The organism is Mycolicibacterium smegmatis (genome assembly GCF_001457595.1).
In the GTDB taxonomy this organism is placed as follows: Bacteria; Actinomycetota; Actinomycetes; order Mycobacteriales; family Mycobacteriaceae; genus Mycobacterium; species Mycobacterium smegmatis.
This window is the reverse complement of the sequence record NZ_LN831039.1, coordinates 3,245,712-3,270,132: the sequence shown is the minus strand read 5'-3', so window position 1 is coordinate 3,270,132 and position 24,421 is coordinate 3,245,712. Positions and strand designations below refer to the sequence as shown.

General features: G+C 68.2%; 24 protein-coding genes. 15 read left to right on the top strand and 9 right to left on the bottom strand.

Annotated elements, in window-relative coordinates; translation table 11 throughout:
- Positions 1 to 235 precede the first annotated feature (235 nt).
- The 4 genes from AT701_RS15705 to AT701_RS15690 all read left to right on the top strand — a co-directional run bounded on the left by AT701_RS15705 (position 236) and on the right by AT701_RS15690 (position 4,503).
- The gene (locus AT701_RS15705) at positions 236 to 1,870 is read left to right on the top strand and encodes an AMP-dependent synthetase/ligase (RefSeq protein WP_058126166.1); all 1,635 of its coding nucleotides are present in this window, start codon (positions 236 to 238) and stop codon (positions 1,868 to 1,870) included.
- A gap of 178 nt (positions 1,871 to 2,048) precedes the next feature.
- Positions 2,049 to 2,498 (top strand): hypothetical protein, encoded by a 450-nt coding sequence (locus AT701_RS15700; protein WP_058126165.1) that lies wholly within the window; start codon positions 2,049 to 2,051, stop codon positions 2,496 to 2,498.
- A 47-nt stretch (positions 2,499 to 2,545) separates the two neighbouring features.
- A complete protein-coding gene (locus tag AT701_RS15695; protein ID WP_058126164.1) occupies positions 2,546 to 3,136 on the top strand; it encodes a TetR/AcrR family transcriptional regulator in 591 nt (196 codons plus the stop codon).
- Positions 3,133 to 4,503 carry a hypothetical protein gene (locus AT701_RS15690; RefSeq protein WP_058126163.1) on the top strand — a complete coding sequence of 457 codons (1,371 nt, stop codon included), beginning with the start codon at positions 3,133 to 3,135 and terminating at the stop codon, positions 4,501 to 4,503. Before AT701_RS15695 ends, AT701_RS15690 begins: the two co-directional genes overlap by 4 nt.
- Here the strand turns inward: AT701_RS15690 and AT701_RS15685 are convergent, their stop codons facing one another.
- The 7 genes from AT701_RS15685 to AT701_RS15655 are packed head-to-tail and all read right to left on the bottom strand — an operon-like array spanning position 4,504 to position 10,806.
- Complete coding sequence (locus AT701_RS15685; protein WP_003894514.1) at positions 4,504 to 4,845, bottom strand: metal-sulfur cluster assembly factor; 342 nt, start codon at positions 4,843 to 4,845, stop codon at positions 4,504 to 4,506.
- Positions 4,842 to 5,336, bottom strand: coding sequence for a Fe-S cluster assembly sulfur transfer protein SufU (gene sufU / locus AT701_RS15680; RefSeq protein WP_003894513.1), 495 nt, complete (start codon positions 5,334 to 5,336; stop codon positions 4,842 to 4,844). Before sufU ends, AT701_RS15685 begins: the two co-directional genes overlap by 4 nt.
- Positions 5,333 to 6,577: a cysteine desulfurase gene (locus tag AT701_RS15675; RefSeq protein ID WP_003894512.1), complete on the bottom strand. Its 1,245-nt coding sequence runs from the start codon at positions 6,575 to 6,577 to the stop codon at positions 5,333 to 5,335. The genes sufU and AT701_RS15675 overlap by 4 nt, the downstream gene beginning before the upstream one ends.
- Positions 6,578 to 6,579: 2 nt before the next feature.
- Positions 6,580 to 7,353: a Fe-S cluster assembly ATPase SufC gene (gene sufC, locus AT701_RS15670; protein ID WP_003894511.1), complete on the bottom strand. Its 774-nt coding sequence runs from the start codon at positions 7,351 to 7,353 to the stop codon at positions 6,580 to 6,582.
- Positions 7,353 to 8,564 (bottom strand): Fe-S cluster assembly protein SufD, encoded by a 1,212-nt coding sequence (gene sufD, locus AT701_RS15665; RefSeq protein WP_011728831.1) that lies wholly within the window; start codon positions 8,562 to 8,564, stop codon positions 7,353 to 7,355. The genes sufC and sufD overlap by 1 nt, the downstream gene beginning before the upstream one ends.
- 2 nt (positions 8,565 to 8,566) lie before the next feature.
- The gene (gene sufB / locus AT701_RS15660) at positions 8,567 to 10,000 is read right to left on the bottom strand and encodes a Fe-S cluster assembly protein SufB (protein WP_003894509.1); all 1,434 of its coding nucleotides are present in this window, start codon (positions 9,998 to 10,000) and stop codon (positions 8,567 to 8,569) included.
- Positions 9,997 to 10,806 (bottom strand): helix-turn-helix transcriptional regulator, encoded by an 810-nt coding sequence (locus AT701_RS15655; protein WP_413232156.1) that lies wholly within the window; start codon positions 10,804 to 10,806, stop codon positions 9,997 to 9,999. The genes sufB and AT701_RS15655 overlap by 4 nt, the downstream gene beginning before the upstream one ends.
- A gap of 110 nt (positions 10,807 to 10,916) precedes the next feature.
- Here AT701_RS15655 and mptB point away from each other — a divergent pair, with 110 nt between their 5' ends.
- From mptB to AT701_RS15630, 5 genes are all read left to right on the top strand, one after another.
- Positions 10,917 to 12,593 (top strand): polyprenol phosphomannose-dependent alpha 1,6 mannosyltransferase MptB, encoded by a 1,677-nt coding sequence (mptB, locus tag AT701_RS15650; protein ID WP_003894507.1) that lies wholly within the window; start codon positions 10,917 to 10,919, stop codon positions 12,591 to 12,593.
- Positions 12,590 to 13,558, top strand: coding sequence for an ABC transporter ATP-binding protein (locus tag AT701_RS15645; protein WP_011728828.1), 969 nt, complete (start codon positions 12,590 to 12,592; stop codon positions 13,556 to 13,558). The genes mptB and AT701_RS15645 overlap by 4 nt, the downstream gene beginning before the upstream one ends.
- Positions 13,555 to 14,340, top strand: coding sequence for an ABC transporter permease (locus tag AT701_RS15640; protein ID WP_011728827.1), 786 nt, complete (start codon positions 13,555 to 13,557; stop codon positions 14,338 to 14,340). The genes AT701_RS15645 and AT701_RS15640 overlap by 4 nt, the downstream gene beginning before the upstream one ends.
- 44 nt (positions 14,341 to 14,384) lie before the next feature.
- The gene (locus AT701_RS15635; RefSeq protein ID WP_003894504.1) at positions 14,385 to 15,347 is read left to right on the top strand and encodes a COX15/CtaA family protein; all 963 of its coding nucleotides are present in this window, start codon (positions 14,385 to 14,387) and stop codon (positions 15,345 to 15,347) included.
- Between the two features lie 76 nt (positions 15,348 to 15,423).
- Complete coding sequence (locus AT701_RS15630) at positions 15,424 to 16,224, top strand: DeoR/GlpR family DNA-binding transcription regulator (protein ID WP_014877583.1); 801 nt, start codon at positions 15,424 to 15,426, stop codon at positions 16,222 to 16,224.
- On the opposite strand, the gene AT701_RS15625 is transcribed toward AT701_RS15630, so the two are convergent.
- Together AT701_RS15625 and AT701_RS15620 are read right to left on the bottom strand one after the other, a co-directional pair.
- Positions 16,207 to 16,956 carry an inositol monophosphatase family protein gene (locus AT701_RS15625; protein ID WP_058126162.1) on the bottom strand — a complete coding sequence of 250 codons (750 nt, stop codon included), beginning with the start codon at positions 16,954 to 16,956 and terminating at the stop codon, positions 16,207 to 16,209. The genes AT701_RS15630 and AT701_RS15625 overlap by 18 nt on opposite strands.
- A complete protein-coding gene (locus AT701_RS15620) occupies positions 16,953 to 17,768 on the bottom strand; it encodes a BtpA/SgcQ family protein (protein ID WP_058126161.1) in 816 nt (271 codons plus the stop codon). Before AT701_RS15620 ends, AT701_RS15625 begins: the two co-directional genes overlap by 4 nt.
- Positions 17,769 to 17,945: 177 nt before the next feature.
- On the opposite strand from AT701_RS15620, the gene AT701_RS15615 reads away from it, so the two are divergent.
- Genes AT701_RS15615 through AT701_RS15590 form a run of 6 tightly spaced genes read left to right on the top strand, consistent with a single transcriptional unit; the run spans position 17,946 to position 24,412 of the window.
- Positions 17,946 to 19,433: an FGGY-family carbohydrate kinase gene (locus AT701_RS15615; RefSeq protein WP_058127632.1), complete on the top strand. Its 1,488-nt coding sequence runs from the start codon at positions 17,946 to 17,948 to the stop codon at positions 19,431 to 19,433.
- Positions 19,430 to 20,224, top strand: coding sequence for an SDR family NAD(P)-dependent oxidoreductase (locus tag AT701_RS15610; protein WP_058126160.1), 795 nt, complete (start codon positions 19,430 to 19,432; stop codon positions 20,222 to 20,224). The genes AT701_RS15615 and AT701_RS15610 overlap by 4 nt, the downstream gene beginning before the upstream one ends.
- A 55-nt stretch (positions 20,225 to 20,279) precedes the next feature.
- Complete coding sequence (locus tag AT701_RS15605) at positions 20,280 to 21,608, top strand: ABC transporter substrate-binding protein (protein ID WP_011728821.1); 1,329 nt, start codon at positions 20,280 to 20,282, stop codon at positions 21,606 to 21,608.
- Positions 21,609 to 21,648: 40 nt separating this feature from the next.
- Positions 21,649 to 22,512, top strand: coding sequence for a carbohydrate ABC transporter permease (locus AT701_RS15600; protein WP_011728820.1), 864 nt, complete (start codon positions 21,649 to 21,651; stop codon positions 22,510 to 22,512).
- On the top strand, positions 22,509 to 23,324 hold the full coding sequence (locus AT701_RS15595) for a carbohydrate ABC transporter permease (RefSeq protein WP_011728819.1): 816 nt from the start codon (positions 22,509 to 22,511) through the stop codon (positions 23,322 to 23,324). The genes AT701_RS15600 and AT701_RS15595 overlap by 4 nt, the downstream gene beginning before the upstream one ends.
- Before the next feature lie 20 nt (positions 23,325 to 23,344).
- Positions 23,345 to 24,412 carry an ABC transporter ATP-binding protein gene (locus tag AT701_RS15590; RefSeq protein WP_003894495.1) on the top strand — a complete coding sequence of 356 codons (1,068 nt, stop codon included), beginning with the start codon at positions 23,345 to 23,347 and terminating at the stop codon, positions 24,410 to 24,412.
- Positions 24,413 to 24,421 lie beyond the last annotated feature (9 nt).

The window sequence follows — 24,421 nt, the reverse complement described above, 5'->3', positions numbered from 1 at the left end:
CGCGCAGCGAATTTTCCTGTCCTCAGGGTGGCCCGCTTTCGCCTATGAACTCCTCTGCCTTTTCCGTTGGCGTGCAGGCCCGTTGACTGTGTGATATCCGCCGTCGTCCGCGCAGTGAACCGAAGCCTGCGAAACGGCGTTCACCCGTTCGTAACACGATCTACCCCGAGCTGGAGAGTGAAAGATGCCGCCTTCCGATCGCCTGTCGAGTCCCGGTCGACAGAGAGTATTCGCCATGTCCGGCGGGTCCGCCACACGGGACGATGCCACCATCGTGGAGATCTTCGCGTCCCGTGTTCGCCAACTCGGCGACGCGGTCGCCATCCGCGACGAGCGACTCGAGACGGCGTTCACCTGGCGCGAGTACGGCACGGCCGCGCTGCGCGCCGCCGCGAAACTGAGAGCAACCGGCCTGCAGCGCGGTGAGACCGTCGGGCTCATGCTCACCAACCGCCCCGAGTTCCACATCGCCGACATGGCCACACTGCTCGCGGGTGCGACACCGTTCTCGCTGTACCCCACGTCAGCCCCCGAACAGCTTGCGGAGATCCTGCGTAATGCGCGGTGCCGCATCCTGATCACCGAACCCCGGTTCGTGCGGGTGCTGCGCGCGGCCGTGAACCTCTCAGACCTGACGGCATCGACGGTCATCACCGTCGGCACGCCGTCGTGGACAGACCTGGTCGCCGAAGGTGAGTCGATCGACGTCGACGAAGCACTCGATGCATGCCGCGCGGAGCCGTCGGACATCGCGACGGTGATCTACACCTCCGGAACCACGGGCGCGCCCAAAGGCGTTGAACTGACCCATCACAACATCATGAGCGCCACCCGGGAGATCGTCGACCACATCGGGGCACGCTGCGACATGTGGTCGGTCTCCTACCTGCCGATGGCGCACATCGCCGAGCGCGTGTCCACCCACTACGCGCACATCCTGGCCGGTTCCACCGTGGTCTGCTGCCCCGACGCGACGCGCCTCATCCCCATGCTCAGCGACGTGCAACCCGAGATCTTCTTCGCACCCCCACGCATCTGGGAGAAGCTCAGAGCAATCACCGCAAGCGATCTCGAATCGGGCGCCGACAAGTTCCGCGTCCGGCGCAACATCGGCCTCGCGCGCATCGAGGTCGCGCTCACCGGTGCGGCGCCCTGCCCTACCGGTGTCGTCGAGTATTTCCACAAACTCGGCGTCCCGCTGCGTGAAACCTACGGCATGTCCGAGACCGCGGGTCCGGTCCTCATCGCCGACGTCGACGACGTCGGATCGGTGGGAAGACCGTTGCCGGGCAACGAGGTTCGCGTCGCCGACGACGGCGAGCTCCTGATCCGCGGCCCGTCGGTGATGGCCCGGTACCGCGACCGTCCCGACGCGACCGCCGAGGCGCTCGACGAGCGGGGCTGGCTGCACACCGGAGACGTCGCGCGCATCGACGGGTGCGGCCGGGTCCGGATCGTCGACCGCAAGAAGGATCTCATCATCAACTCCAGTGGCAAGAACATGTCACCGGCGAACATCGAAGCGCGGGTTCGCGAATTCGGTTCGCCTCTCGTCGAGCATGCGTGCGTGATCGGCGACGGCCGCCCGTACAACGTGGCCCTGATCGTCGTCGATCCCGCCCAGGCCGAGAACTTCCCGACGGCGGAGCATCTGCACACCGCGGTCGGTGCGTACGTCGGTCGGGCCAACGCGCGACTGTCCCGGGTCGAGCAGATCAAGCGCTTCGTTGTGCTCACCACCCAGTGGTTGCCCGGCTCCGACGAACTCACCCCGACCATGAAGCTCAAACGCTCACAGATCGCGAAGAAGTACACCGCCGAGATCGACGCGCTGTACTCGGCCGCCCCCACCGAGGCGGTGCCGACGTGAAGCGGCCGATTGCAGCCGCACTCCTGACCGGCTCGCTGGCCCTGGCGGGATGTGGCACCGAGATGTGGACGGCGGTGGCGGAGGATCCGCACTGCCGCGAGACCCCACGGCACATCCGCTCCTACGGCATGCCCCAGTTCCTCATGCCGCACCCCACTCGATCGCAAGGAGACTCCCCATGTCATACACACAAGACACTCTCAGAACAAGCGCAGGCACCGGGTCGTTGACCACAAGGCTCACCGCACGGCTGTGCGCGGGCCGCTACGACGACCAAATATCGCTGGGTTTCGTCGGGAAACCCGGGTCCGCGCTGGCCATCCACGCCGCGCGTCTGGAATCCGACCACGAAAGGCGTTGCCTCGCACGGACGCTGAGCCGTTTCCTCACCGACGCTCATGAGCGGCGGGTATGGATGACGCCTCGGGTGCCCGTTCACGTGGCGAACATCAGAGCCGCCGAAGCCACCATCCACGACATCATCGAGCGCCTGCTCAGGCCGCGACGCGTCGACGCCAGGGGTGTCGCCCGGCTGCGCAAACTGCTGGCCGACGGCGCGGGGCCGCTGTACCTGTCGGGCGTCGGCGATCTCGAGGGACGCCTGCGCGCCGCCGCCGCGGCGCTCTGATGATAGATACGGTTGCGTAGCTATGACTGCGTAGCTATCGTGGCCCCGTGCGGCGAACCGGAGACCAACTCAAGGCGGACTGCCGAGCCGCGGCGCTGGCCGAGGTGGCGGTCGCCGGACTGGCGGGGCTGACCGTCGAGGGCGTCGCCCGCCGGGCGTCGGCGGCCAAGACATCGGTCTACCGGCACTGGGCGTCGGTGGACGATCTGCTGATCGACGCCCTCGCCGCGGCCTGTCCCCGTGAGGAAGTCACCGTCGAGGGCGGTCACCTTCGGGACGATCTCCTACGGTCACTCCATCAGCTGACGCGCTGGCTGTCCGGCCCGGCCGCCCCGGCGGTCGCGGCCGTTCTCGCCGAACGCCGCCGACGACCGGATCTGGTCGACGCGCTGTACCGCGACGTCTTCGGCACCCACGGCAACCGTTTCACCCAGACCGTGATCGAGCACTACGCGGCCACCGGTGAGATCGCTCCGCGATCGGTCACCCCGATCGTCTGCGATATCGGTGAGGCGTTGGTGATCAAGCACCAGATCGACACAGGGGAGCTTCCCGACGGCTCCGCGCTGGAGGCGATCGTCGATCAGGCGATCCTGCCGGCTCTCGGCTTCCCGGCCACGTCTTCAGGGCACGCGTGACGGTCGGCATCGACGTCCGCTGGGAGACCACCACCCGGCTGTCGCGGACCACCCTCACCACGCACGTATGGACCGCTCCCCCGCTGCGCCGGGGGTCACCGATCCACTCACGCGCATTCGGCGCGCTGCGCGACCTGCGCGCCGACCTGGTGCGGTTCCTGCCGTGGTTCTCCCACCCCAGATTGTCGGTGGCACAACTGAGTCCACCGACCGCCGAGACCACGCACTGGGACTTCGGCCTGCTCGACCCGTTCGTCGAGGATGTCATGGCGGCGACCGAGGGCCGACCGGTGGTGGCCAACTTCGCGACCATTCCCGCCTGGATGTTCACCGATCCCGTTGCGGTGCCCGAGGATCCGGACACCATCGTCTGGGATTACGAGCGCGGCACCGAGTTGCGCGACCCGACCATGTCCGAGGTGGCCGACTACTTCTACCGGGTTGCGAGCTGGTACATCGCCGGCGGATTCACCGACGAGCACGGGCAGTGGCACGAATCGGGACATCACTACCGCTTCGCATTCTGGGAGGTGCTGTGCGAACCCGATATGCGCGGCATGTCACCGCAGACCTACACCGCCCTGTTCGACGCGGTGGTCGACCGGTTGCGCCCGCTCGACCCGGAGATGAAGTTCGTCGGGCTGTCCCTGACCCACAAGCACCAGAACCCCGAATACTTCTGGACGTTCCTCGATCCCGCCAATCATCGCCACGGCACCGCACCCGACGCCATGTCGTTCCACTTCTACGCTCATCCGGAGATCGTCGATCCGCTGCGCCCCGAACCGAACGCACCGGAAAGTCACTGGCGCGACATCTACTTCGCGCAGGCCGACGGATTCGTCGAGCAGGTCCGCCTGATCGACTCCATACGGCGCCGCATCGCACCCGAGACGTTGACGTTCATCAACGAGATCGGCACGTTCCCTGCCGACCTGATGAACCCCGAGCCCGTCATCTCCGACGAGTACTGGGCGTTGAGCGCCGCGGTGCAGTCCTACCTGTGGGTGCGACTGGTCGAACTCGGTATCGACCTGGTGGGCGTCGCCGAGTTCATGGACTATCCCGCGATGATCCCCGGCGCCAGCCTGATCGACTGGGAGACCGGGAAACCCAATGCGCGGTACGACGCCCTGGCCTACCTGCTGCGGCACTTCGGGCCCGGGGATGCCGTGGTCCCGACGATCACCGGGCGCCAGGGTCACCCCGACCCGCGAGTGCACGCCCAGGGGTTCATCACACCGGACGGGACACGAAAACTTCTGATCATCAACAAGACCGGCGCACCCATCACGGTCACTGCACCGGATTCGGGCTCCGTCGAACTCGCGCCGTACGAGGTGCGAGTGCTACTGCCGAACGACTGATCAGACGGTGAAACCGAGTGCGCGCAACTGCTCGCGCCCGTCGTCGGTGATCTTGTCCGGTCCCCACGGCGGGTTCCACACCCAGTTGATCCGCAGTTCGTCGACCAGACCGGCGCCCACCAGCGCGGTGCGCGACTGGTCCTCGATCACGTCGGTCAGCGGGCACGCGGCCGAGGTCAACGTCATGTCGATCAACGCGACCTTGCCGGATTCGCCCTGCTCGACGTTCATGCCGTACACCAGACCGAGATCGACGACGTTGATGCCGAGTTCGGGATCGACGACGTCGCGCATGGCCTCTTCGATGTCGAAGAGCAGCTCCTCGGAAGCAGGCTCGCTCATCGGTTGTCCTCCCTCTCACCGGCTTCCGCCAGCGTTGCGTGCGTTTCGTCCAAAGGCCGCGCTTCGGCCACGGCCGCCTTGAAAGCCATCCAGCCCAGCAACGCACACTTCACACGTGCCGGGTACTTCGCGACGCCGGCGAATGCGATGCCGTCACCGATCACGTCCTCGTCCCCCTCGACGGTGCCGCGCGACGACACCATCTCGGTGAAGGCGTCGACCGTCTTCAACGCATCGCCCACGCTCTGGCCGATCACCTGATCGGTCAGCACCGAGGTGGCAGCCTGGCTGATGGAACAGCCCTGGCCGTCGTACGAGACGTCCTCGACGCTCTCACCGTCGTCGCTGAGCGTGACACGCAGGGTCACCTCGTCGCCGCACGTGGGGTTGACGTGGTGCACCTCGGCACCGAACGGCTCCCGCAACCCGCGGTGATGCGGATGCTTGTAGTGGTCCAGGATCACTTCCTGGTACATCTGCTCAAGTCTCACGCAAAGAACTCCACAGCACGTTTCACGCCTGCCACCAGGCGGTCCACTTCGTCGAGGGTGTTGTACACCGCGAACGATGCCCGCGCGGTCGCCGCGATGCCGAACCGGCGGTGCAGCGGCCAGGCGCAGTGGTGCCCGACGCGTACCGCTACGCCGTCGTCGTCGAGGACCTGGCCCACGTCGTGCGCATGGACCCCGTCGACCACGAAACTCACGGGGGATCCGCGGTTTTCCATCGCGGTCGGCCCGATGATGCGCACGCCGGGTACGCCGGCGAGCCCTTCGAGGGCCGCCGCGACCAGTTCGGCCTCGTGCGCCTCGACGGCAGGCATGCCCAGAGCGGTCAGATACCTTGCCGCGGCAGCCAGTCCGACCACCTGCGAGGTCATCGGGGTGCCTGCCTCGAAACGCTGCGGCGCCGGCGCGAAGGTCGTCTTCTCCATCGTCACGGTCTCGATCATCGAACCGCCCGTGATGAACGGCGGCATCGCGTCGAGCAGGCCCCGCCTGCCGTAGAGCACGCCGATGCCGGTGGGGCCCAGCATCTTGTGCCCCGAGAACGCCGCGTAGTCGACGTCGAGCGCATGCAGGTCGACCGGCTGGTGCGGCGCCGACTGGCAGGCGTCCAGAACGGTCAGCGCACCCACCGCCTTGGCCCGCGACACCAGTTCGGCGACCGGCGCGACGGCACCCGTGACGTTCGAGTGATGGCTGAACGCAACGACTTTCACGCGTTCGTCGAGTTCGAGCGAGTCGAGGTCGATGCGCCCGGAGTCGGTGACGCCGTACCACTTGAGCGTCGCACCCGTACGCTCGGCGAGTTCCTGCCACGGAACCAGGTTGGCGTGGTGCTCGACCTCGGTGGTGACGATGACGTCACCGGGACCGACCGCCCGCTCGAAACGCTTGTCCCCCAGCACGTATGCCACCAGGTTGATGGCCTCGGTGGCGTTCTTGGTGAACACCAGCTCATCCGGGTCGGCACCCACGAAGGCCGCGATGTCGGCGCGTCCCTGCTCGTAGGCGTCGGTGGACTCCTCCATCAGCTGGTGCGCGCCGCGGTGCACGGCACCGTTGGAGGTCAGCAGGAACTCACGCTCGGCATCGAGCACCTGCAGCGGTTTCTGCGACGTCGCGCCGGAATCCAGATACGCCAGCTGATTTCCGCCGCGCATCACCCGGCTCAGGATCGGGAAGTCGGCCCTGATCGCCGTCACGTCGAGCGTCTTCGCGGCCGTCACCGTCAGGCCCCTGCGGCTGCTGCCTGCGTGAAGCGCACGTATCCGTTCTGTTCGAGCTCGTCGGCGAGTTCGGGCCCACCGGATTCCACGATGCGCCCGCCCACGAACACGTGGACGAACTGCGGCTGGATGTAGCGCAGGATGCGCGTGTAGTGCGTGATCAGCAGCACGCCGCCATTGGTGGCCGCGGCGTAGCGGTTGACGCCCTCGCTGACCACACGCAGGGCGTCGACGTCCAGGCCTGAGTCGGTCTCATCGAGGATCGCGATCTTGGGCTTGAGCAACGACAGCTGCAGGATCTCGTGGCGCTTCTTCTCACCGCCGGAGAAGCCCTCGTTGACGCTGCGCTCACCGAACGCCGGGTCGATCTCGAGCTCGTCCATCGCGGCCTTGACCTCTTTGACCCAGTGCCGCAGCTTGGGGGCCTCGCCACGCACCGCGGTCGCGGCCGTGCGCAGGAAGTTCGACATCGACACCCCGGGAACCTCGACGGGGTACTGCATCGCCAGGAACAGCCCGGCGCGCGCCCGCTCGTCGATGCTCATCTCCAGCACGTCCTGCCCGTCGAGCGTGATCGAGCCCGACGTGACGGTGTACTTGGGATGGCCCGCGACCGCGTACGACAGCGTGGACTTGCCGGAGCCGTTGGGACCCATCAGGGCGTGGGTCTCCCCCGAGTTCACGGTGAGATCGACGCCCTTGAGGATCGGGATCTCCTCGGTCCCCTCGGTGGCGGCCACGCTGACGTGGAGGTCCTTGATTTCCAGGGTGCTCATCAGTGCTTGATTCCTTCGGTTAGCTCAAGTTCGTGTTCGATGGCCGCGGTGAGGCGGTCGCGGACGGCGGGCACGGCGATCTTCTGGATCAGTTCGCCGAAGAACCCGCGCACCACCAGACGGCGCGCCTGATCCTCGGGGATGCCGCGGGCCCGCAGGTAGAACAACTGCTCGTCGTCGAATCGGCCGGTGGCGCTTGCGTGTCCGGCGCCGACGATCTCACCGGTCTCGATCTCCAGGTTGGGCACCGAGTCGGCACGCGCCCCGTCGGTCAGCACCAGGTTGCGGTTGACCTCGTAGGTGTCGGTGCCGGTGGCCTCGGCGCGGATCAGCACGTCGCCGACCCACACGGTGTGCGTGTCGGGCTTGTCCGATGCCGGATCGCCCTGCAGCGCACCCTTGTACGTCACGTGTGAGCGGCAGTGTGGTTGGGCGTGGTCGACGAGCAACCGGGACTCGAAGTGCTGACCGTCGTCGGCGAAGTAGAGGCCGAGCAGTTCGGCGTCGCCGCCGGGTGCCGCGAACCGCACGCGTCCGGTGAGCCGGGCGACGTCGCCGCCGAGCGTGACCGCGAAGTGCCGCAGCACCGCGTCCTTGCCCAGCGTGGCGTGGTGCGTGCTGACGTGGACGGTGTCGTCGGCCCAGTCGGCGATCGACACCACCTTGAGCGTCGCGGCGTCGCCGACGACGAACTCGATGTTGTCGGCGTAGGTTCCGCTGCCCCGGTGGTCGATCACCACGACGGCCTCGCCGAGTTCCTCGACACGGACCTGCACGTGCCCGTAGGCCGTGTTGCCCTCGCCGGGACCGGTGATGGTGATCTCGACGGGCTCGTCCACCTGCACGTTGCGACCGACGGTGACCACCGTCGCGTTGCTGAACGACGAAAATGCCTGTGCGGCGACACGATCGGCGGGAACGCCGCCCTGGCCTAGGCGCTCGTCGCCGCGCTCGACGGTCTCGATCGTCACGCCGGGGCGCTCACTGACCTCGATCAGCGCGCTGCCGGTCGCCTTGCCGTCGGCGCCCGCGGTGCCGTTGTGCAGACCGCGCAGCCGCCGCAGCGGCGTGAACCGCCAGATCTCGTCGCGCCCGTGCGGGACCTCGAAGGCGTTGACGTCGAACGAGGTGAAGACCTCGCCCTTGTTCAGGTTGAGCACCGAGCCGCTCTTCGCGGAACCCTCGGACGCCTGTGTGAGTTGCGAAGCCATACTCAGCCGACCGCACCTTCCATCTGAAGCTCGATGAGCCGGTTGAGCTCGAGCGCGTATTCCATCGGCAGTTCCTTGGCGATCGGCTCGACGAAGCCGCGGACCACCATGGCCATGGCCTCGTCCTCGGTCAGCCCGCGGCTCATCAGGTAGAACAGCTGATCCTCGCTGACCTTGGACACCGTGGCCTCGTGACCCATCGTCACGTCGTCCTCGCGGATGTCGACGTACGGGTAGGTGTCGGACCGGCTGATCGTGTCGACCAGCAGCGCATCGCATTTCACAGAGGAGCGCGACCCATGTGCTCCCTTGTTGACCTGGACCAGGCCGCGGTAGGACGCGCGTCCGCCGCCTCGCGCGACCGACTTCGAGACGATGTTGCTCGACGTGTTCGGCGCGAGGTGCAGCATCTTGGCACCGGTGTCCTGGTGCTGGCCCTCGCCGGCGAACGCCACCGAGAGCACCTCGCCCTTGGCGTGCTCACCGGTCATCCACACGGCCGGGTACTTCATGGTCACCTTGGAGCCGATGTTGCCGTCGATCCACTCCATGGTGGCGCCCGCCTCGGCGCGGGCACGCTTGGTGACCAGGTTGTAGACGTTGTTCGACCAGTTCTGGATGGTCGTGTAGCGGCAGCGGCCGCCGGCCTTGACGATGATCTCGACGACGGCCGAGTGCAGCGAGTCGCTCTTGTAGATGGGCGCGGTACATCCTTCGACGTAGTGCACGTAGGCACCCTCGTCGACGATGATCAGCGTGCGCTCGAACTGGCCCATGTTCTCGGTGTTGATCCGGAAGTAGGCCTGCAGCGGGATGTCGACGTGCACACCCGGCGGGACGTAGATGAACGAACCGCCCGACCACACCGCGGTGTTCAGCGCCGAGAACTTGTTGTCGCCGGCCGGGATCACGGTGCCGAAGTACTGCTTGAAGATCTCGGGATGCTCACGCAGCGCGGAGTCGGTGTCGAGGAAGATGACGCCCTGGGCCTCGAGGTCCTCGCGGATCTGGTGGTAGACCACCTCGGACTCGTACTGCGCGGCCACACCGGAGACCAGGCGCTGCTTCTCGGCTTCCGGGATGCCCAGCTTGTCGTAGGTGTTGCGGATGTCCTCGGGCAGTTCCTCCCACGAGGCCGCCTGCTTCTCGGTGGACCGCACGAAGTACTTGATGTTGTCGAAGTCGATGCCGTCGAGGTCCGATCCCCAGGTCGGCATGGGCTTCTTGTCGAAGGTTCGCAGCGCCTTCAACCGGATGTCGAGCATCCACTCGGGCTCGTTCTTCTTGGCCGAGATGTCGCGTACGACCGCCTCGTTGAGACCACGCTGCGCGCTGGCGCCGGCAACGTCGGAATCCGCCCAGCCGTAGCCGTACTTACCCAGGGACGCGATGGTCTCTTCCTGGGTCAGTGGTGCTGTCTCGGGGGTGGTCGTCATGTCGACGCTCCTTGATCGCTAGGGGTGGTCGTCCGGTCGCGGGCTGTGCTCCGGACGTCTTTCGGGTGGTCTGCGTGCTCGCCGGGCGGGTCGAGGTCCAGCGGGACGTGGGTGGTGCACGCGCAGTCACCGTTGACGATGGTGGCCAGGCGCTGCACGTGGGTGCCGAGGATCTCGGCGAACGCCTCGCGCTCCGTCTCGCACAGTTCCGGGAATTCCTCGGCCACGTGCGACACCGGACAGTGGTGCTGGCAGATCTGTACGCCGCGGATCGGCCCGCTCACCGGTGCCGTGGTGGTCGCGTAGCCCGCCTTGGTCATCGCGTCCGCCACACGCTCGGCAGTCTGTGCAACATCACCGGACCCCGCGGTTACTCCCGAGAGGATCGTGTCGATCCGGCGTCGGGCGAACGTGCGCACCGCGTCTTTTCCGCCGATCTCCCGCAGTTGCCGGATCGCGGCGACGGCCAGATCGTCGTAACTGTGACCGAGCTTGGCCCGTCCCGCCGCGGTCAACCGGTACCGCTTGGCGGGGCGGCCCCGGCCGGTGTGCTGCCACGCCGCGGCGGCGCTGGCCTGCGCGTCGCCCGCCTCGATCAATGCGTCGAGGTGGCGGCGCACGCCCGCGGCGGAGATCCCGAGCCGCTCACCGATCTGGCCCGCGGTGATGGGGCCCTCCAGGAGCAGCTTGATGATGGCCCGCCGGGTCTGGCCGTCCGCTGTGGAAATCACGCCGGGAACCTCGTCGGCAGCAGGAACCGACGGACCGGTCGCGACCGGACTCGTGGCGCCTCCGCGTAATTTCACAACACCATTGTGACGGAATTCGTCCGGCGGTTCCACCAAGGGCACCCTTACGTGACATCGGCCACCGTCAGCTGGAGTGGATCGTATTCTGCGCCGGTTACGCTGCTGTGATGGCCAGCCGCCTGTCGTCCTTCAGCTCGTCGATCGCCCGGTGGCACGGCGACGAACACGCGGTCGCCTCGCCCCTCGACGACGCCGAAATCCTGTCGATGCGCCGTACCCGGCTGTTCGGCGCGACGGGAACGGTGCTCATGGCCATCGGCGCGCTCGGCGCGGGCGCACGCCCCGTGGTGCAGGACCCGACGTTCGGGGTGCGCCTCCTGAACCTGCCGTCGCGGATCCAGACGGTGTCGCTCACGATGACCACGACCGGCGCGGTGATGATGGCGCTGGCCTGGCTCATGCTCGGGCGGTACACGCTGGGCAAGCGGCGCATGTCCCGCAGCCAGCTCGACCACACGCTGATGCTGTGGACCGTGCCGCTGTTGATCGCGCCGCCCATGTACAGCCGCGACGTGTACTCCTACCTGGCGCAGAGCGAGATCGCGGTGCTGGGCCTCGACCCGTACCGGGTGGGCCCCGCGACGGGCCTTGGCCTCGACCACGTGTTCACGCTGTCGGTGCCCAACCTGTGGCGCGAGACGCCCGCGCCGTACGGGCCGTTGTTCCTGTGGATCGGTCAGGGCATCTCGGCGCTGACCGGTGAGAACATCGTCGAGGCCGTGATGTGCCACCGGCTGGTGGTGCTGATCGGCGTCGGGCTGATCGTGTGGGCGACTCCTCGCCTGGCCCGCCGCTGCGGCGTCGCCGAGGTCAGCGCACTGTGGCTCGGACCGTGCAACCCGCTGCTGTTCATGCATCTGGTGGCAGGCATCCACAACGAGGCGCTCATGCTCGGGCTGATGCTCGCGGGCACCGAGTTCGCGCTGCGCGGCATCGACGCCGCCCAGCCGCTGCTGCCGCGCCCGCCGGCCTGGCCGAGCGGCCGCGCGCAGTGGCAGCGATGGCAGCCCATGGCGATGCTCGTCCTGGGCGCCGTGCTGATCGCGATGTCCTCACAGGTCAAACTTCCTTCGTTGCTCGCGCTGGGTTTCGTCGCGATGGCCCTGGCCTGGCGGTGGGGCGGCACGGTCAAGGCGTTCGTGATCTCGTGTACGTCGCTCGGCGCCATCTCGCTGGCGGTCATGGCCGTCATCGGGTGGGCCAGCGGCCTCGGCTTCGGCTGGCTGTTCACGCTCGGTACCGCCAACGTGGTGCGCAGCTGGATGTCGCCGCCCACGCTCATCGCGCTCGGCACCGGTCAGGTCGGGATCCTGCTCGGCCTCGGCGACCACACCACCGCGGTGCTGGGCCTGACCCGCGCCATCGGTGTGTTCATGATCTCGATCCTGGTCAGTTGGCTGCTGTTCGCGGTGCTGCGCGGACGTCTGCACCCGGTCGGCGGCCTCGGCGTCGCGCTCGGCGGCACCGTACTGCTGTTCCCGGTCGTGCAACCCTGGTACCTGCTGTGGGCGATCATCCCGCTGGCCGCATGGGCGACCCGGCCCGGTTTCCGCGGGGCCACCATCGCGATCACGCTGATCGTCGGGATCTTCGGGCCCACGGCCAACGGAGACCGGTTCACGTTGTTCCAGATCGTCATGGCAACCCTGGCGAGCGCGGTCACCGTGCTGCTGCTGATCGCCCTGACCTACCGGCGGTTGCCGTGGCGTCCCGCGCCAGAGCCGCCCGCCCGACCACCAGAGCAACCGGCCCCAGCCGACGACGCCTACGCTGAATCCCCGTGACACCGCGTTCCGGGCGTTCCGACGCCGCCAGCTCAACACGTTCTCCGGACGTTCCTGTACTACTGCGCGGGGTCACCAAGCGGTACGGGTCCACCACCGCGGTGTCCGAACTGGACCTTGAGGTCCAGCGCGCCGAGGTGCTGGCACTGCTGGGCCCCAACGGCGCGGGCAAGACCACCACGGTCGAGATGTGCGAGGGATTCGTGCGCGCCGACGCGGGCAGCATCCGGATCCTCGGGCTCGACCCGATCGCCGACAACGCCCGGCTGCGCGAACGCATCGGCGTCATGCTGCAGGGTGGCGGCGGATACCCGGCCGCGCGCGCAGGCGAGATGCTCGACCTGGTCGCCTCGTATGCGGCCGACCCGCTCGACCCGGCCTGGCTCATGGACACCCTCGGGCTCACCGACTCGGCGCGCACCACCTACCGCCGCCTTTCCGGCGGCCAGCAGCAGCGCCTCGCGCTCGCTTGCGCTGTGGTGGGGCGTCCAGAACTCGTGTTCCTCGACGAACCGACCGCCGGGATGGACGCGCACGCCCGGATCGTGGTGTGGGAGTTGATCGACGCGCTGCGCCGCGACGGCGTCACCGTGGTGCTGACGACGCATCAGCTCACCGAGGCCGAGGAACTCGCCGATCGCATCGTGATCATCGACCACGGCGTCGCGGTCGCCACCGGCACACCGGCCGAGCTCATGCGCAGCGGCGCCGAGAACCAGTTGCGGTTCAGCGCACCCCGCAAGCTCGACCTGTCGCTTCTGGTCGCCGCACTGCCCGAGGGCTACAACGCCGTCGAGGCCGCACCCGGTGAGTACCTGGTCGAGGGCCACATCGATCCGCAGGTGCTGGCGACGGTGACCGCGTGGTGTGCCCGCGTCAACGTGCTGGCCACCGACATGCGCGTCGAGCAGCGCAGCCTCGAAGACGTCTTCCTCGACCTGACCGGACGGGAGTTGCGATCGTGACGAGCCCAGCGGCCAACCGGTTCGCGCCAGGAACCTTCACGCCCGACCCGCGGCCCGCGACCGTGCAGAAGATGCTCGCCGCGCAGTTCGGCCTGGAGTTGCGCCTGCTGCTGCGCAACGGCGAACAACTGCTGCTGACGATGTTCATCCCGATCACCCTGCTGATCGGTCTCACGCTGCTGCCGCTGGGTTCGTTCGGCGACGACCGGGCCGGCGCGTTCACGCCTGCCATCATGGCGCTCGCGGTGATCTCCACCGCGTTCACCGGCCAGGCCATCGCGGTCGCGTTCGACCGCCGCTACGGCGCACTGAAACGCCTTGGCGCGACGGCACTTCCGGTCTGGGGCATCATCGCGGGCAAGTCACTGGCCGTGGTGGCCGTGGTGTTCCTGCAGGCGGTCCTCCTCGGCGCCATCGGCGTCGCGCTGGGCTGGCGTCCCCCGCTTGCGGGCCTGGCGCTGGGCGCGGTGATCATCGCGCTGGGCACCGCGGGCTTCGCGGCGATGGGCCTGTTGCTGGGTGGGACGCTGCGTTCGGAGATCGTGCTCGCGCTGGCCAACCTGCTGTGGTTCGTGTTCGCGGGCTTCGGCGCGCTGACACTGGAGACCGAGGCCGTGCCGTCGGCCCTGGCCTGGGTGGCCCGGCTGACGCCATCGGGCGCGCTCACCGAGGCGCTGAGCCAGGCCATGACGCTGTCGGTGGACTGGTTCGGCATCGCGGTGCTCGCGGTGTGGGGCGGGGTCTCCGCGGTGTGCGCGCTGCGCTTGTTCCGGTTCACCTGAGCCCCTACTACAAGTTGTAGTTTGGCGTCATCTACGATCGGGCCGTGTCCGTCGGACGAATTTTCCTGCGGCTGGTCGATCTGTTGCCCCTGCCCAGCCTCCGGGTTCAGCGCCTCATCGCGTTCCTGGTGATCCTCACCCAGGGCGGTATCGCTGTCACCGGCGCCATCGTCCGCGTCACCGCGTCCGGCCTGGGCTGCCCCACCTGGCCCCAGTGTTTCCCGGGGAGTTTCACCCCGGTGCCGCACGCCGAGGTGGCCGTGGTGCACCAGGTGGTGGAGTTCGGCAACCGCATGATCACGTTCCTTGTGGTGCTCACGGCCGCGGCCGCCGTGCTCGCCGTGACGCGTGCCCGGCGCCGCCGCGAGGTCCTCGTCTATGCGTGGCTCATGCCGGCCTCGACCGTGGTGCAGGCGGTCATCGGCGGCATCACGGTGCTGACCGGCCTGCTGTGGTGGACGGTCGCCATCCATCTCATCGCCTCGATGGTCATGGTGTGGCTCGCGGTGCTGCTCTTCGTCAAGATCGGTCAACCCGATGACGGCATCACCCGCACCCGGGTGCCCGCGCCGCTGCGCCACCTCACGGTCCTGAGCGCGGTCGCACTCGCCGCGGTGCTGGTGACCGGCACGCTGGTCACCGGCGCAGGCCCGCACGCGGGAGACAAGAGCATCGACGCACCCGTTCCGCGTCTGCAGGTCGAGATCACCACGCTCGTGCACATGCACTCGTCGCTGCTGATCGCCTATCTCTCGCTGGTGATCGCCCTCGGCTTCGGGCTCGCGGCGACGGGTGCGGCCCGGCCGGTCATGGTGCGTCTGGGGGTGCTCGTCGCCCTGATCTGCGCGCAGGGACTCGTGGGTGTCGTGCAGTTCTACACGGGTGTCCCGGCCGCGCTGGTGGCCGTGCACGTCGCGGGCGCCGGTCTGTGCACCGCGGCCACCGCGGCACTGTGGGCCTCGATGCGGGAGCGCACACGGGTGGCTGTTCCCGCCCCTGTTGCCTGATCACAATCCGGACGCCGTTCGAGGCACATCGTGTGATCATTGTGAACGTTTCACAGCCGTGTTCTACGCTGACCGAATGGCACCCGGTCTGAGCGCGCACGCCCGCCGCGCGGCGATCGCAGCGCGCATCCACACTGACCGCGAGGTCGACTTCACGTCGCTCGCCGACGAATTCGGCGTTTCGGCCATGACGATCCGGCGCGACATCGAACGCCTGGAAGACCAGGGCATCGCGCGCCGGGTGCTGGGTGGCGCGATCGCGTTCGGCGGCAAGGCCACCGAACCCTCGTTCGCCGCGCGCGCGGCCGAGTCGGCCGACGAGAAATTGCACATCGCGCGCGCCGTCGCCGATCTGCTGACGCCGCAGGAGACCGTGATCCTCGACAGCGGAAGCACCGTGCTTGCGGTCGCGCGCGCGATCCGCGGCCGGGGGCTGGGCCTGACGATCATCACGCCGAGCCTGCTGGTGGCCGTCGAACTGGCGGACGAACCCGACACCACGATCCTGCTGACCGGCGGCAAGGTGCGCCCGGGCGAGTTGAGCCTCATCGGCGCCGAGGCCGAGGACTTCTACCTGCGCTACAACTGCGACACCTACGTGATGGGCATCGCCGGGGTCGACGGCAAGCGCGGCGCCTCGGAGTACCACCGTGAGGAAGGCAACGTGAAGCAGGCCGCGATGCGCTCGGCCGACCGGATCATCGTGGCCGCCGACGCCACCAAGCTCGGACGTGTGCAGCTGACCAATGTCGCACCGGTGTCGAGCATCTCGGTGCTGGTGACAGACAGCACCCCCAACAACCCGACCGTCAAGGCGCTGGAGGCCGCGGGCGTACAGGTGGTGTGCGTCAACGCCAGGTCAGCGCCAGCGCGCTGACAACGGATCCCCCTCGGCGCACGGCCGCGTCACCTCGGCGCCGGCCTCCTCGGCGATCAGTGCGCCAGCCGCCCAGTCGTGCACCGCGAGATCGGCCTCGACGAACGCGTCCAGGCTGCCCTGCGCCACCAGGCACAGGTCCACCGCGGCCGCGCCGAACCGGCGCATGTCGGTGTACTCGCAGACCAGTGCACCCAGGTCCCGCAACTGGCGGCGGCGCAGGCCCGGATCGTAGGACAGGCCCGTGCCCACCAGCCGGGCCGTCGAATCGATCAGCTGCAGCGGCAGCTGCGCCGACTGGGTGATCGAATCCAGTTGCGCGCCCTCGCCTCTGGCCGCGCTCCAGGTGCTGCCCAGGGCCGGCGCGCACACGGCCCCGGCCAGCCAGGTGCCGTCGGAGACCCGCCGCACCGCGACCGAGGTCGCGAAGTACGGAATGCGCCGCGTGTAGTTGGTGGTGCCGTCGAGCGGGTCGATGACCCACTGCAGCGGACCGGATCCGGTGTGCTCGGCGATCTCCTCGCCGAGCATCGAGTCATCCGGGCGGGCCTCGCGCAGCACGGCCCGCACGGCCTCTTCGGCGGCACGGTCGACCGCGGTCACGACGTCGCCTGCCGCGCTCTTGGTCGCGACGGAGACCAGTTCACCGAGGTGACGCAGGCACACGTCGGCGCCGCGTTCGGCGGCCTTCACCGCCAGCCGTCGCAGCTCGGTGTCGGCCGGGTGGGTCACAGGGTCTTCCGGAAACCCTTGACGGCGTCCATCAATTCGCTCACCCGGGACACGACCGCGCGGTTCTCGAAGACCCCGTCCTCCTTGAAGTACGTGCCCACCACCGCACCGTCGGCGATCGCGAGCTGCTCGGCCGCGTTGTGGGCGCGCACGCCGGTGTTGACGAACACCGGCACCTCGCCCGCGGCGTTCTTGACCACCTGCAGCGCCTGCCGGTCGGTCGAGGCGCCCGCGGTCAGCCCCGACACGCAGATGGCGTCGGGCTTGGTCGCGAACACCGTCGTCGCCGTGATGGACGCCAGATCGCGGTCGGCGAGGTAGACCGCGGACTCGGGCACGATGTTGAACAGCAGCCTGACGTGGTCACCGCCGATGCGGTGCCGGTGGCGCGCGACAGCGCCCACGTTCGTGTTCCACAGGCCGAAGTCGCTGGCGTAGACGCCCGTGAAGATCTCGCGCACCCACTGCGCGCCCGTGGCCACCGCGAGGTCGATCGACGCCCGCCCGTCCCACAGCACGTTCACGCCGTACGGCACCGAGATCTCGGGCAGCAACTCACCGATTATGCGGGCCATGGTGATGGCGGTGATCGGTTCGGTCTCGGTGAGGTACGGCAGGCTGAACTCGTTGGAGATCATGACGCCGTCGACGCCACCCTCCTGCAGCGCCGCCAGCTCGCTCTTCGCACGCTCGACCACGGCGCCGATGCCCGCGGCCGAGTCGAACCCCGGATCGCCCGGCAGTGCCGACAGGTGCAGCATCGCGATCACAGGCTTGCGCACAGCAAATACGTCATCGAGCCAACTGGTCATGGGGCGCCTCTCACTTCGGCAGACGGAAACGACGTGATGTTACTAAATCACAATCACGCTGAGGAACTTCGTGACTTCGCGTGATTGTCACACATATCTTGTGAGAATCTAACAGCATCGTTGTAGGGTGATCGCACCCGCACACCAGTGGGTCAGGAACCCGACAGGAAGGACGGCATGCCGGAGTTCACGATCGGTGTCGACATCGGCACCACGGGGACCAAGACCGTCCTCGTCGACGTCGACGCCGCGCGCATCGTGGCGCAGTCCACCGGCGAGACCACCCTGCACTCCGACGCACCCGGACACGCCGAGGCCGATCCGTGGCAGTGGCTGGCCAACACCCACGCGGGCATCCGCGCCGTACTCGCCGAATCGGGCATCTCCCCCGACCGGGTCGGGGCCGTGGCCACCACCGGCATGGTCCCGGCCGTGGTCGCCGTGGACCGCGACGGCAACCCCGTGCGACGCGCGATTCTTCAGAACGACGCGCGCGCGACCCGCGAGATCGACACGCTCAAGGAGCGTATCGATGACGAAACCGTCCTGGCCGCAACCGGATCGGCGATCACGCAGCAGTCCGTGGCGCCCACCGCGCTGTGGTTGCGCGGCAACGAACCCGACTGCTGGCAGCGCACCGCGCGCCTGGTGGGTTCCTACGACTGGGTTCTCATGGCGCTCGGCGCCGCACCGCACGTCGAGCTCAACTGGGCCATCGAATCCGGCCTCGGCATGCTCGACGGCGGCCGGTTCGACCCCATGTTCGCCGCCGCCGGCCTCTCGACAGATCTTGTGCCACGGGTGCTTTCGCCGGGACAGCAGGCCGGTGAGCTGAGTCCGGCCGCGGCCGAGGCCACGGGCCTGCCCGCCGGGCTGCCGCTGATCGTGGGCGGCGCCGACCACGTGCTGTCGGCGTATGCGGCAGGCGTCAACCGCCCCGGCGACTGTCTGGTCAAGCTGGGCGGCGCAGGCGACATCCTCGCCGCAAGCGAGCGTCCCGTCGTCGACGCGCGTCTGTACCTCGACGCGCATCCCGTGCCGGGCCGCTGGCTGCCCAACGGCTGCATGGCCACCAGCGGCAGCCTCATCCGATGGTTCCAGACGCTGTCGGGCGGCCACGACCTCGTCGCACTCGACGACGAGGCGCAGACCCGCTCGCCCGCCGAAGTTCTCTGTCTCCCCTACTTTCTCGGCGAGAAGAGCCCGCTGCACGATCCCGATCTGCGCGGCGCGTTCGTCGGCCTGGACCTGTCCCACACGCGCGCCGACATGTACCGCTCGGTGCTGGAGGCCATCGCGTTCGGGTTCCGGCACCACACCGAGGTGTTCGCCCACATGGGCGTCAGCCTCGAACGCGCCATGGTCACCAACGGCGGCAGCCGCTCGGTGCTGTGGAAGCAGATCCTCGCCGACGTTCTCGGCACGCCGCTGATCCCCGTGATCGGCCACCCGGGCGCCTCGCTCGGCGCGGCCGTCATCGCGGCGGTCGGGATCGGCCTGCTCGGCGACTGGGACAGCACACAGGCCTTCCAGACGCTGGGCGACCCCGTCGTCCCCGACGCGCGGCACGTCGACCGTTACGCCGAGGCCTACGCCGAATGGCGCACCCTCGGCGACGTTCTCACCCCCGTATCCCACCGCATGGCGCGAAAGGCCCGGTCATGAGCACCCCCGCGAACAGCACTCCCGACACCCCCAGCACCGTCGTCGTCACCGGCGCCGGATCCGGCATCGGCCGCGCGATCGCCACCACGCTCGCCGAACGCGGCCGGCGTGTGGTCGCCACCGACGTCGACGTCGCCGCGGCCGACGAGACGGCCTCATCCCTGAGCGGCAGCGGCCACGAGTCGGCGCGTCTCGACGTCACCGATCCCGCGCAGGCGTCCGCACTGGCCGACGACGTCGCCGACCGCATCGGGCTGGGGGCCTGGGTCAGCAACGCGGGCATCTCCGCGATGGCGCACTTCGTCGACATCTCCGCCGAACAACTCGACCGCAGTCTCGACGTCAACCTCAAGGGCGTGTTCTTCTGTGGTCAGGCCGCGGCCCGCGCCATGATCCGCACCGGTGTGCGCGGCACGATCGTCAACACCGCATCGATGGCGGCAAAGCAGGGCCGGGTACCGTTCCTCGCGGACTATGTCGCGTCCAAGTTCGGCGTGCTCGGCCTCACCCAGGCGATGGCCTTCGAACTTGCCGCACACGGCATCACGGTCAACAGTGTCTGCCCCGGTTTCGTGGCAACACCGATGCAGACACGAGAATTGGAGTGGGAGGCGAAACTCAGCGGCTCGACGCCCGACGGCGTACGCCAGTCCTGGATCGACGCGACGCCGCTGGGCCGCCTGCAAACTCCCGACGACGTCGCCCGCGCGGTGGCGTTCCTGGTCTCCGAAGATGCCCGCTTCATCACCGGAGAGGCGCTGTCGGTCAACGGCGGTGCCTACATGGACTGAGCCTGATCGCCCGTCACGCTCAACTGCCCATCCCCCACCAGAAAAGCGAGAACAGATGAAGATTCCACAACTGCGCCGGCGCCGCAGGCGGCCGGCGATCACCGCGATCACCGCGATGTCCGTGGCCGCCGGTCTGGTGCTGTCCGGTTGCGCCGGAACCGGTGGTCCCGCCAACGACGAAGCGACCTCGGGTGTGGGCGACGTGCCCACCGATACCTCGGCCACCGTCCGTGTGCTGATGGAGAACGTGCCCGACACCGACATCGTGCAGGGCCTCGTCGGGCAGTTCAACGAGAAGTACCCCGACATCAAGGTCGACATCGAGACCATGACGTTCGACCAGATGCGGGACCGGCTGGTGTCGTCGTTCCAGGCCGCGCAACCGGCGTACGACCTCATCGTGGTGGACAACCCGTGGATGGACGATTTCGCCGACGCGGGCTTTTTGCAGCCGCTCGACGAGCGCATCGCCGCGACCACCGACTTCCGGCCCGACGACTTCTTCCCGTCGCTGACCGACATCACCGACGTCGACGGCACCACCTACGGCGTGCCGTTCTACAACTACGCGCTGGGCTACATCTACAACAAGGACGACCTGGCCGCCGCGGGCGCGTCGGTGCCCACCGACCTCGACGCGCTGGTGCGCACCTCGCAGCAGCTCAAGACCGCCGATCGCGCCGGCATCGCGATGCAACCGCAGCGTGGTTACAAGATCTTCGAGGAATGGGCCAACTGGCTGTTCGCCGCGGGCGGGTCCATCTACGACAAGGACGGCAACCCGACGCTCGACACCGAACAGGCCGCCCGCGCACTCGACGCCTACATCGAGACCTACCGCACCGCCGCTCCGGCCAACAGCCTGGCGTGGGGCTTCGACGAGGCGTTCCGCTCGGTCTCCAGCGGCAAGGCCGCGTCGATGGTCGGCTACAACTGGAACCTGCCCGCACTCAACGACCCCGCCGGGGCGTCCGGCGAGCGCGCGGGCCAGTTCGCGCTGGCGCCGATCCCGGGCGGCAAGTCGGCGCTCGGCCTGTGGAGCTGGGCCATCCCGGCCAACTCGGCCGCCTCGGACGCCGCGTGGGCGTTCATCTCGTGGATCACCTCGCCCGAGATCGACGCCGAGCGGGTCGCCAAGGGTGGTGCGGTGGTCCGCGAGAGCTCGCTGACCAACGAGAAGGTGCTCAAGGACGGGTACGGCGAGGACTACTACCGCGTGGTCGGTGAGATCCTCAGCGACGCAGCCCCGCTCACACAGGGCAAGGGCGGCGAGGAGATGATCCAGGCGGTGGGCACCGAGCTCAACGACGCCGCCGCCGGTAACAAGAGCGTCGCCGACGCGCTGCGTGACGCCCAGGCCGCGGTGGAGCGGATCCAGAAGTGACCTGGGGGAACCCGGCGGCCACGTCGAGAAAAGGCCGCAGATGAAGTTCAAGTACGGCATGCTCATGCCGCTGCTGGCCCTGTTCGCCGTGGCCGTCGGATTCCCGCTGTGCTACGCGGCCTACCTGTCCGTCACCGACTACAAGCTCACCGACCGCGAACCCCCCGATTTCGTCGGAACCGCGAATTTCGCGACCGCGCTGAGCAATCCGGCGTTCTGGGAGGCCTTCGCGACCACCGCGACCTACGTCGTGATCGCGGTGTGCGGTGAGCTGGTCATCGGTTTCGCCCTCGCGCTCGCGCTGCACCAGCAGCGCTGGGCCAAGGACCTGTCGCGCGCGATCGTGCTGGCGCCGATGTTCATCACCCCGATCGCCGTGGGCCTGATCTTCCGGTTCCTGCTCAACGACCAGATCGGCGCCGTGCCCGCACTGCTGCACGCCGTAGGCGCCGACCACGACTTCTTCGGTTCCGGACGGGCGCTGCTGACACTGGCGTTCATCGACATCTGGCAGTGGACGCCGTTCATGGTGCTGCTGATCCTCGCCGGGCTGGAATCGATGCCCAAGCAACCCATGGAGGCCGCGCGCGTGGACGGCGCGGGGCCGGTGTACCGGTTGCGCCGCGTGCTGATCCCGATGCTGGCCCCCGTGCTGACGGTGGCCGTGCTGCTGCGCGGACTCGACGCGCTGCGAGTCTTCGAGTACGTCTACGCGACCACGCGTGGCGGCCCGGGCACCGAAACCCAGACCCTGCAGTACTACATGTATCTCGAAGGCATCCAGTTCTTCCGGCTGGCGCAGGCCAGCGCCATGGCGTTCATCGTGCTCGTGCTGGTGCTCGCGGTGATCGTGGTGGCGTTCCGGACCATGGAGCGCACGCGAGAGAGGACCCCGTCCCGATGAGCCGGCCGCGCTGGTTGGAGACGCTTCGCATCACGGTGCTCACCGTCGCGTTCCTCTTCGTGCTGTTCCCGATCGTGTGGGTCACGCTCGCGAGCTTCAAATCGCCCGCGCAGATGAGCGAACCGTTCCTGTTCGTGTTCCGCCCGACGCTCGACAACTGGCAGGCCGTGCTGGATTCGGGCATCTTCGCCGCGGCCGGCCGCAGCGCGCTGGTCGGCGTCGTCACGGTGAGCATCAGCCTGATCGTCGGCAGCATGGGTGCCTACGTGATCGCGAAATACCGTGCCGGCGGCTCACTCACGCGCTTCGGCATGCTGGCCGCGCAGGTGGTGCCGCCCGCGGTCATGGTGTTCCCGTTCCTGACCATGGCGCACGCGCTGCGGCTGACCGACACGCTGGCGCCGGTGATCTTCGCGCACCTGTCGTTCGTATTACCGCTCGTCACATGGTTTCTCATCGGGTTCTTCGAGGCCGTGCCGCCCTCGCTGGAGGAGCAGGCCCGCGTGGACGGGTTCACCCGCTGGCAGGCGTTCCGGATGGTGGTGCTGCCACAGGTGTATCCGGGCATCGGCGCCGCGGGCATCTTCGGGTTCACGCTGTCGTGGAACGACCTGTTCTACGGCCTGATCCTGGCACCGGGAAACGCCGCGATCCTGCCCGTGGCGATCGCGAACTTCAACACGTTCCGCGGCGTCCAGATCGGGACCATGAGCGCGGCCATCATGATCGCCATCATCCCCGTCGTGATCGCGAGCTTCTTCATCCAGCGACGCCTGGTCCAGGGGATCAGCGGCGGCGCGGTCAAGTACTAGACAAGCGAGGTTAGAAGACAATGGCATCGGTGACCTTCTCCAAGGTCGAGAAGTCCTATGGCGCAGTCACGGTGGTCAAGGACCTCGACCTGGAACTCGCCGACGGCAGCCTGACCGTGCTGGTCGGGCCGTCGGGCTGCGGCAAGACCACCTCGCTGCGGATGCTCGCGGGCCTGGAACCGGTGACCTCGGGCACCATCCACATCGGCGACCGCGACGTGACCAGGCTCGAACCGCGCGACCGCGACATCGCGATGGTGTTCCAGAACTATGCGCTGTACCCACATCTCACGGTGCGGGAGAACATCGCGTTTCCGCTGCGCGCCACCAAGACTCCCCGCGCCGAGGCGCTCAAGCGGGCCGACGACATCGCCGCGTCGCTCGGTCTGGGTGCGCTGGTGTCACGCAAACCCAAGGACCTATCCGGCGGTCAGCAGCAGCGCGTCGCGATCGGCCGCGCGATCATCCGCGAACCCGCGGTGTTCCTGTTCGACGAGCCCCTGAGCAACCTCGACGCCAAGCTGCGCGTGGAGACGCGCACCGAATTGCTGCGCCTGCAGCGCAGACTCGGCATCACGTCGCTGTACGTCACGCACGACCAGGAAGAGGCGATGACGCTGTCCGACCGCATCGTGGTGATGCGCGACGGCCAGATCGCACAGGCCGGACCGCCCGAGGAGGTCTATCGCCGGCCCGCCGACACGTTCGTCGCGACGTTCGTCGGCAGCCCCAAGATGAACCTCGTCGACGGCGCGGTCAGCGGCGGTGAACTGCGCACCGAATCCGGTTTGCGGATCCGCGTCGGCGGGCCCGATGCCGCAGCGGTGACCGTCGGCGTGCGGCCCGACGATTTGACCCTGCGGCCCGTCCAGACCACCGCCACAACCGCTTCGGCCGCGCCCACCGTCGAACTCGTCGAACTGCTCGGTCCCCGCGCGATCGTCACGGTGCGTTCCGGCGAACTCCGGCTCACCAGCGTGGTGGACGCCCCGTCGCTGTCCGAGATCCCCACGGGCACAGCGGTCGAACTGTCCGCACGCGACGTGCACCGCTTCGATATCGCGACCGGCACCCGCCTGCCCGACTAGATCCGGCTG

Coding starts and splice junctions, on each gene's coding strand:
- AT701_RS15705 (WP_058126166.1), top strand. CDS start 236: ATGTCCGGCGGGTCCGCCACACGGGACGATGCCACCATCGTGGAGATC.
- AT701_RS15700 (WP_058126165.1), top strand. CDS start 2,049: ATGTCATACACACAAGACACTCTCAGAACAAGCGCAGGCACCGGGTCG.
- AT701_RS15685 (WP_003894514.1), bottom strand. CDS start 4,845: ATGAGCGAGCCTGCTTCCGAGGAGCTGCTCTTCGACATCGAAGAGGCC.
- sufC (WP_003894511.1), bottom strand. CDS start 7,353: ATGAGCACCCTGGAAATCAAGGACCTCCACGTCAGCGTGGCCGCCACC.
- sufD (WP_011728831.1), bottom strand. CDS start 8,564: ATGGCTTCGCAACTCACACAGGCGTCCGAGGGTTCCGCGAAGAGCGGC.
- sufB (WP_003894509.1), bottom strand. CDS start 10,000: ATGACGACCACCCCCGAGACAGCACCACTGACCCAGGAAGAGACCATC.
- mptB (WP_003894507.1), top strand. CDS start 10,917: ATGGCCAGCCGCCTGTCGTCCTTCAGCTCGTCGATCGCCCGGTGGCAC.
- AT701_RS15630 (WP_014877583.1), top strand. CDS start 15,424: ATGGCACCCGGTCTGAGCGCGCACGCCCGCCGCGCGGCGATCGCAGCG.
- AT701_RS15620 (WP_058126161.1), bottom strand. CDS start 17,768: ATGACCAGTTGGCTCGATGACGTATTTGCTGTGCGCAAGCCTGTGATC.
- AT701_RS15615 (WP_058127632.1), top strand. CDS start 17,946: ATGCCGGAGTTCACGATCGGTGTCGACATCGGCACCACGGGGACCAAG.
- AT701_RS15610 (WP_058126160.1), top strand. CDS start 19,430: ATGAGCACCCCCGCGAACAGCACTCCCGACACCCCCAGCACCGTCGTC.
- AT701_RS15605 (WP_011728821.1), top strand. CDS start 20,280: ATGAAGATTCCACAACTGCGCCGGCGCCGCAGGCGGCCGGCGATCACC.
- AT701_RS15600 (WP_011728820.1), top strand. CDS start 21,649: ATGAAGTTCAAGTACGGCATGCTCATGCCGCTGCTGGCCCTGTTCGCC.
- AT701_RS15595 (WP_011728819.1), top strand. CDS start 22,509: ATGAGCCGGCCGCGCTGGTTGGAGACGCTTCGCATCACGGTGCTCACC.
- AT701_RS15590 (WP_003894495.1), top strand. CDS start 23,345: ATGGCATCGGTGACCTTCTCCAAGGTCGAGAAGTCCTATGGCGCAGTC.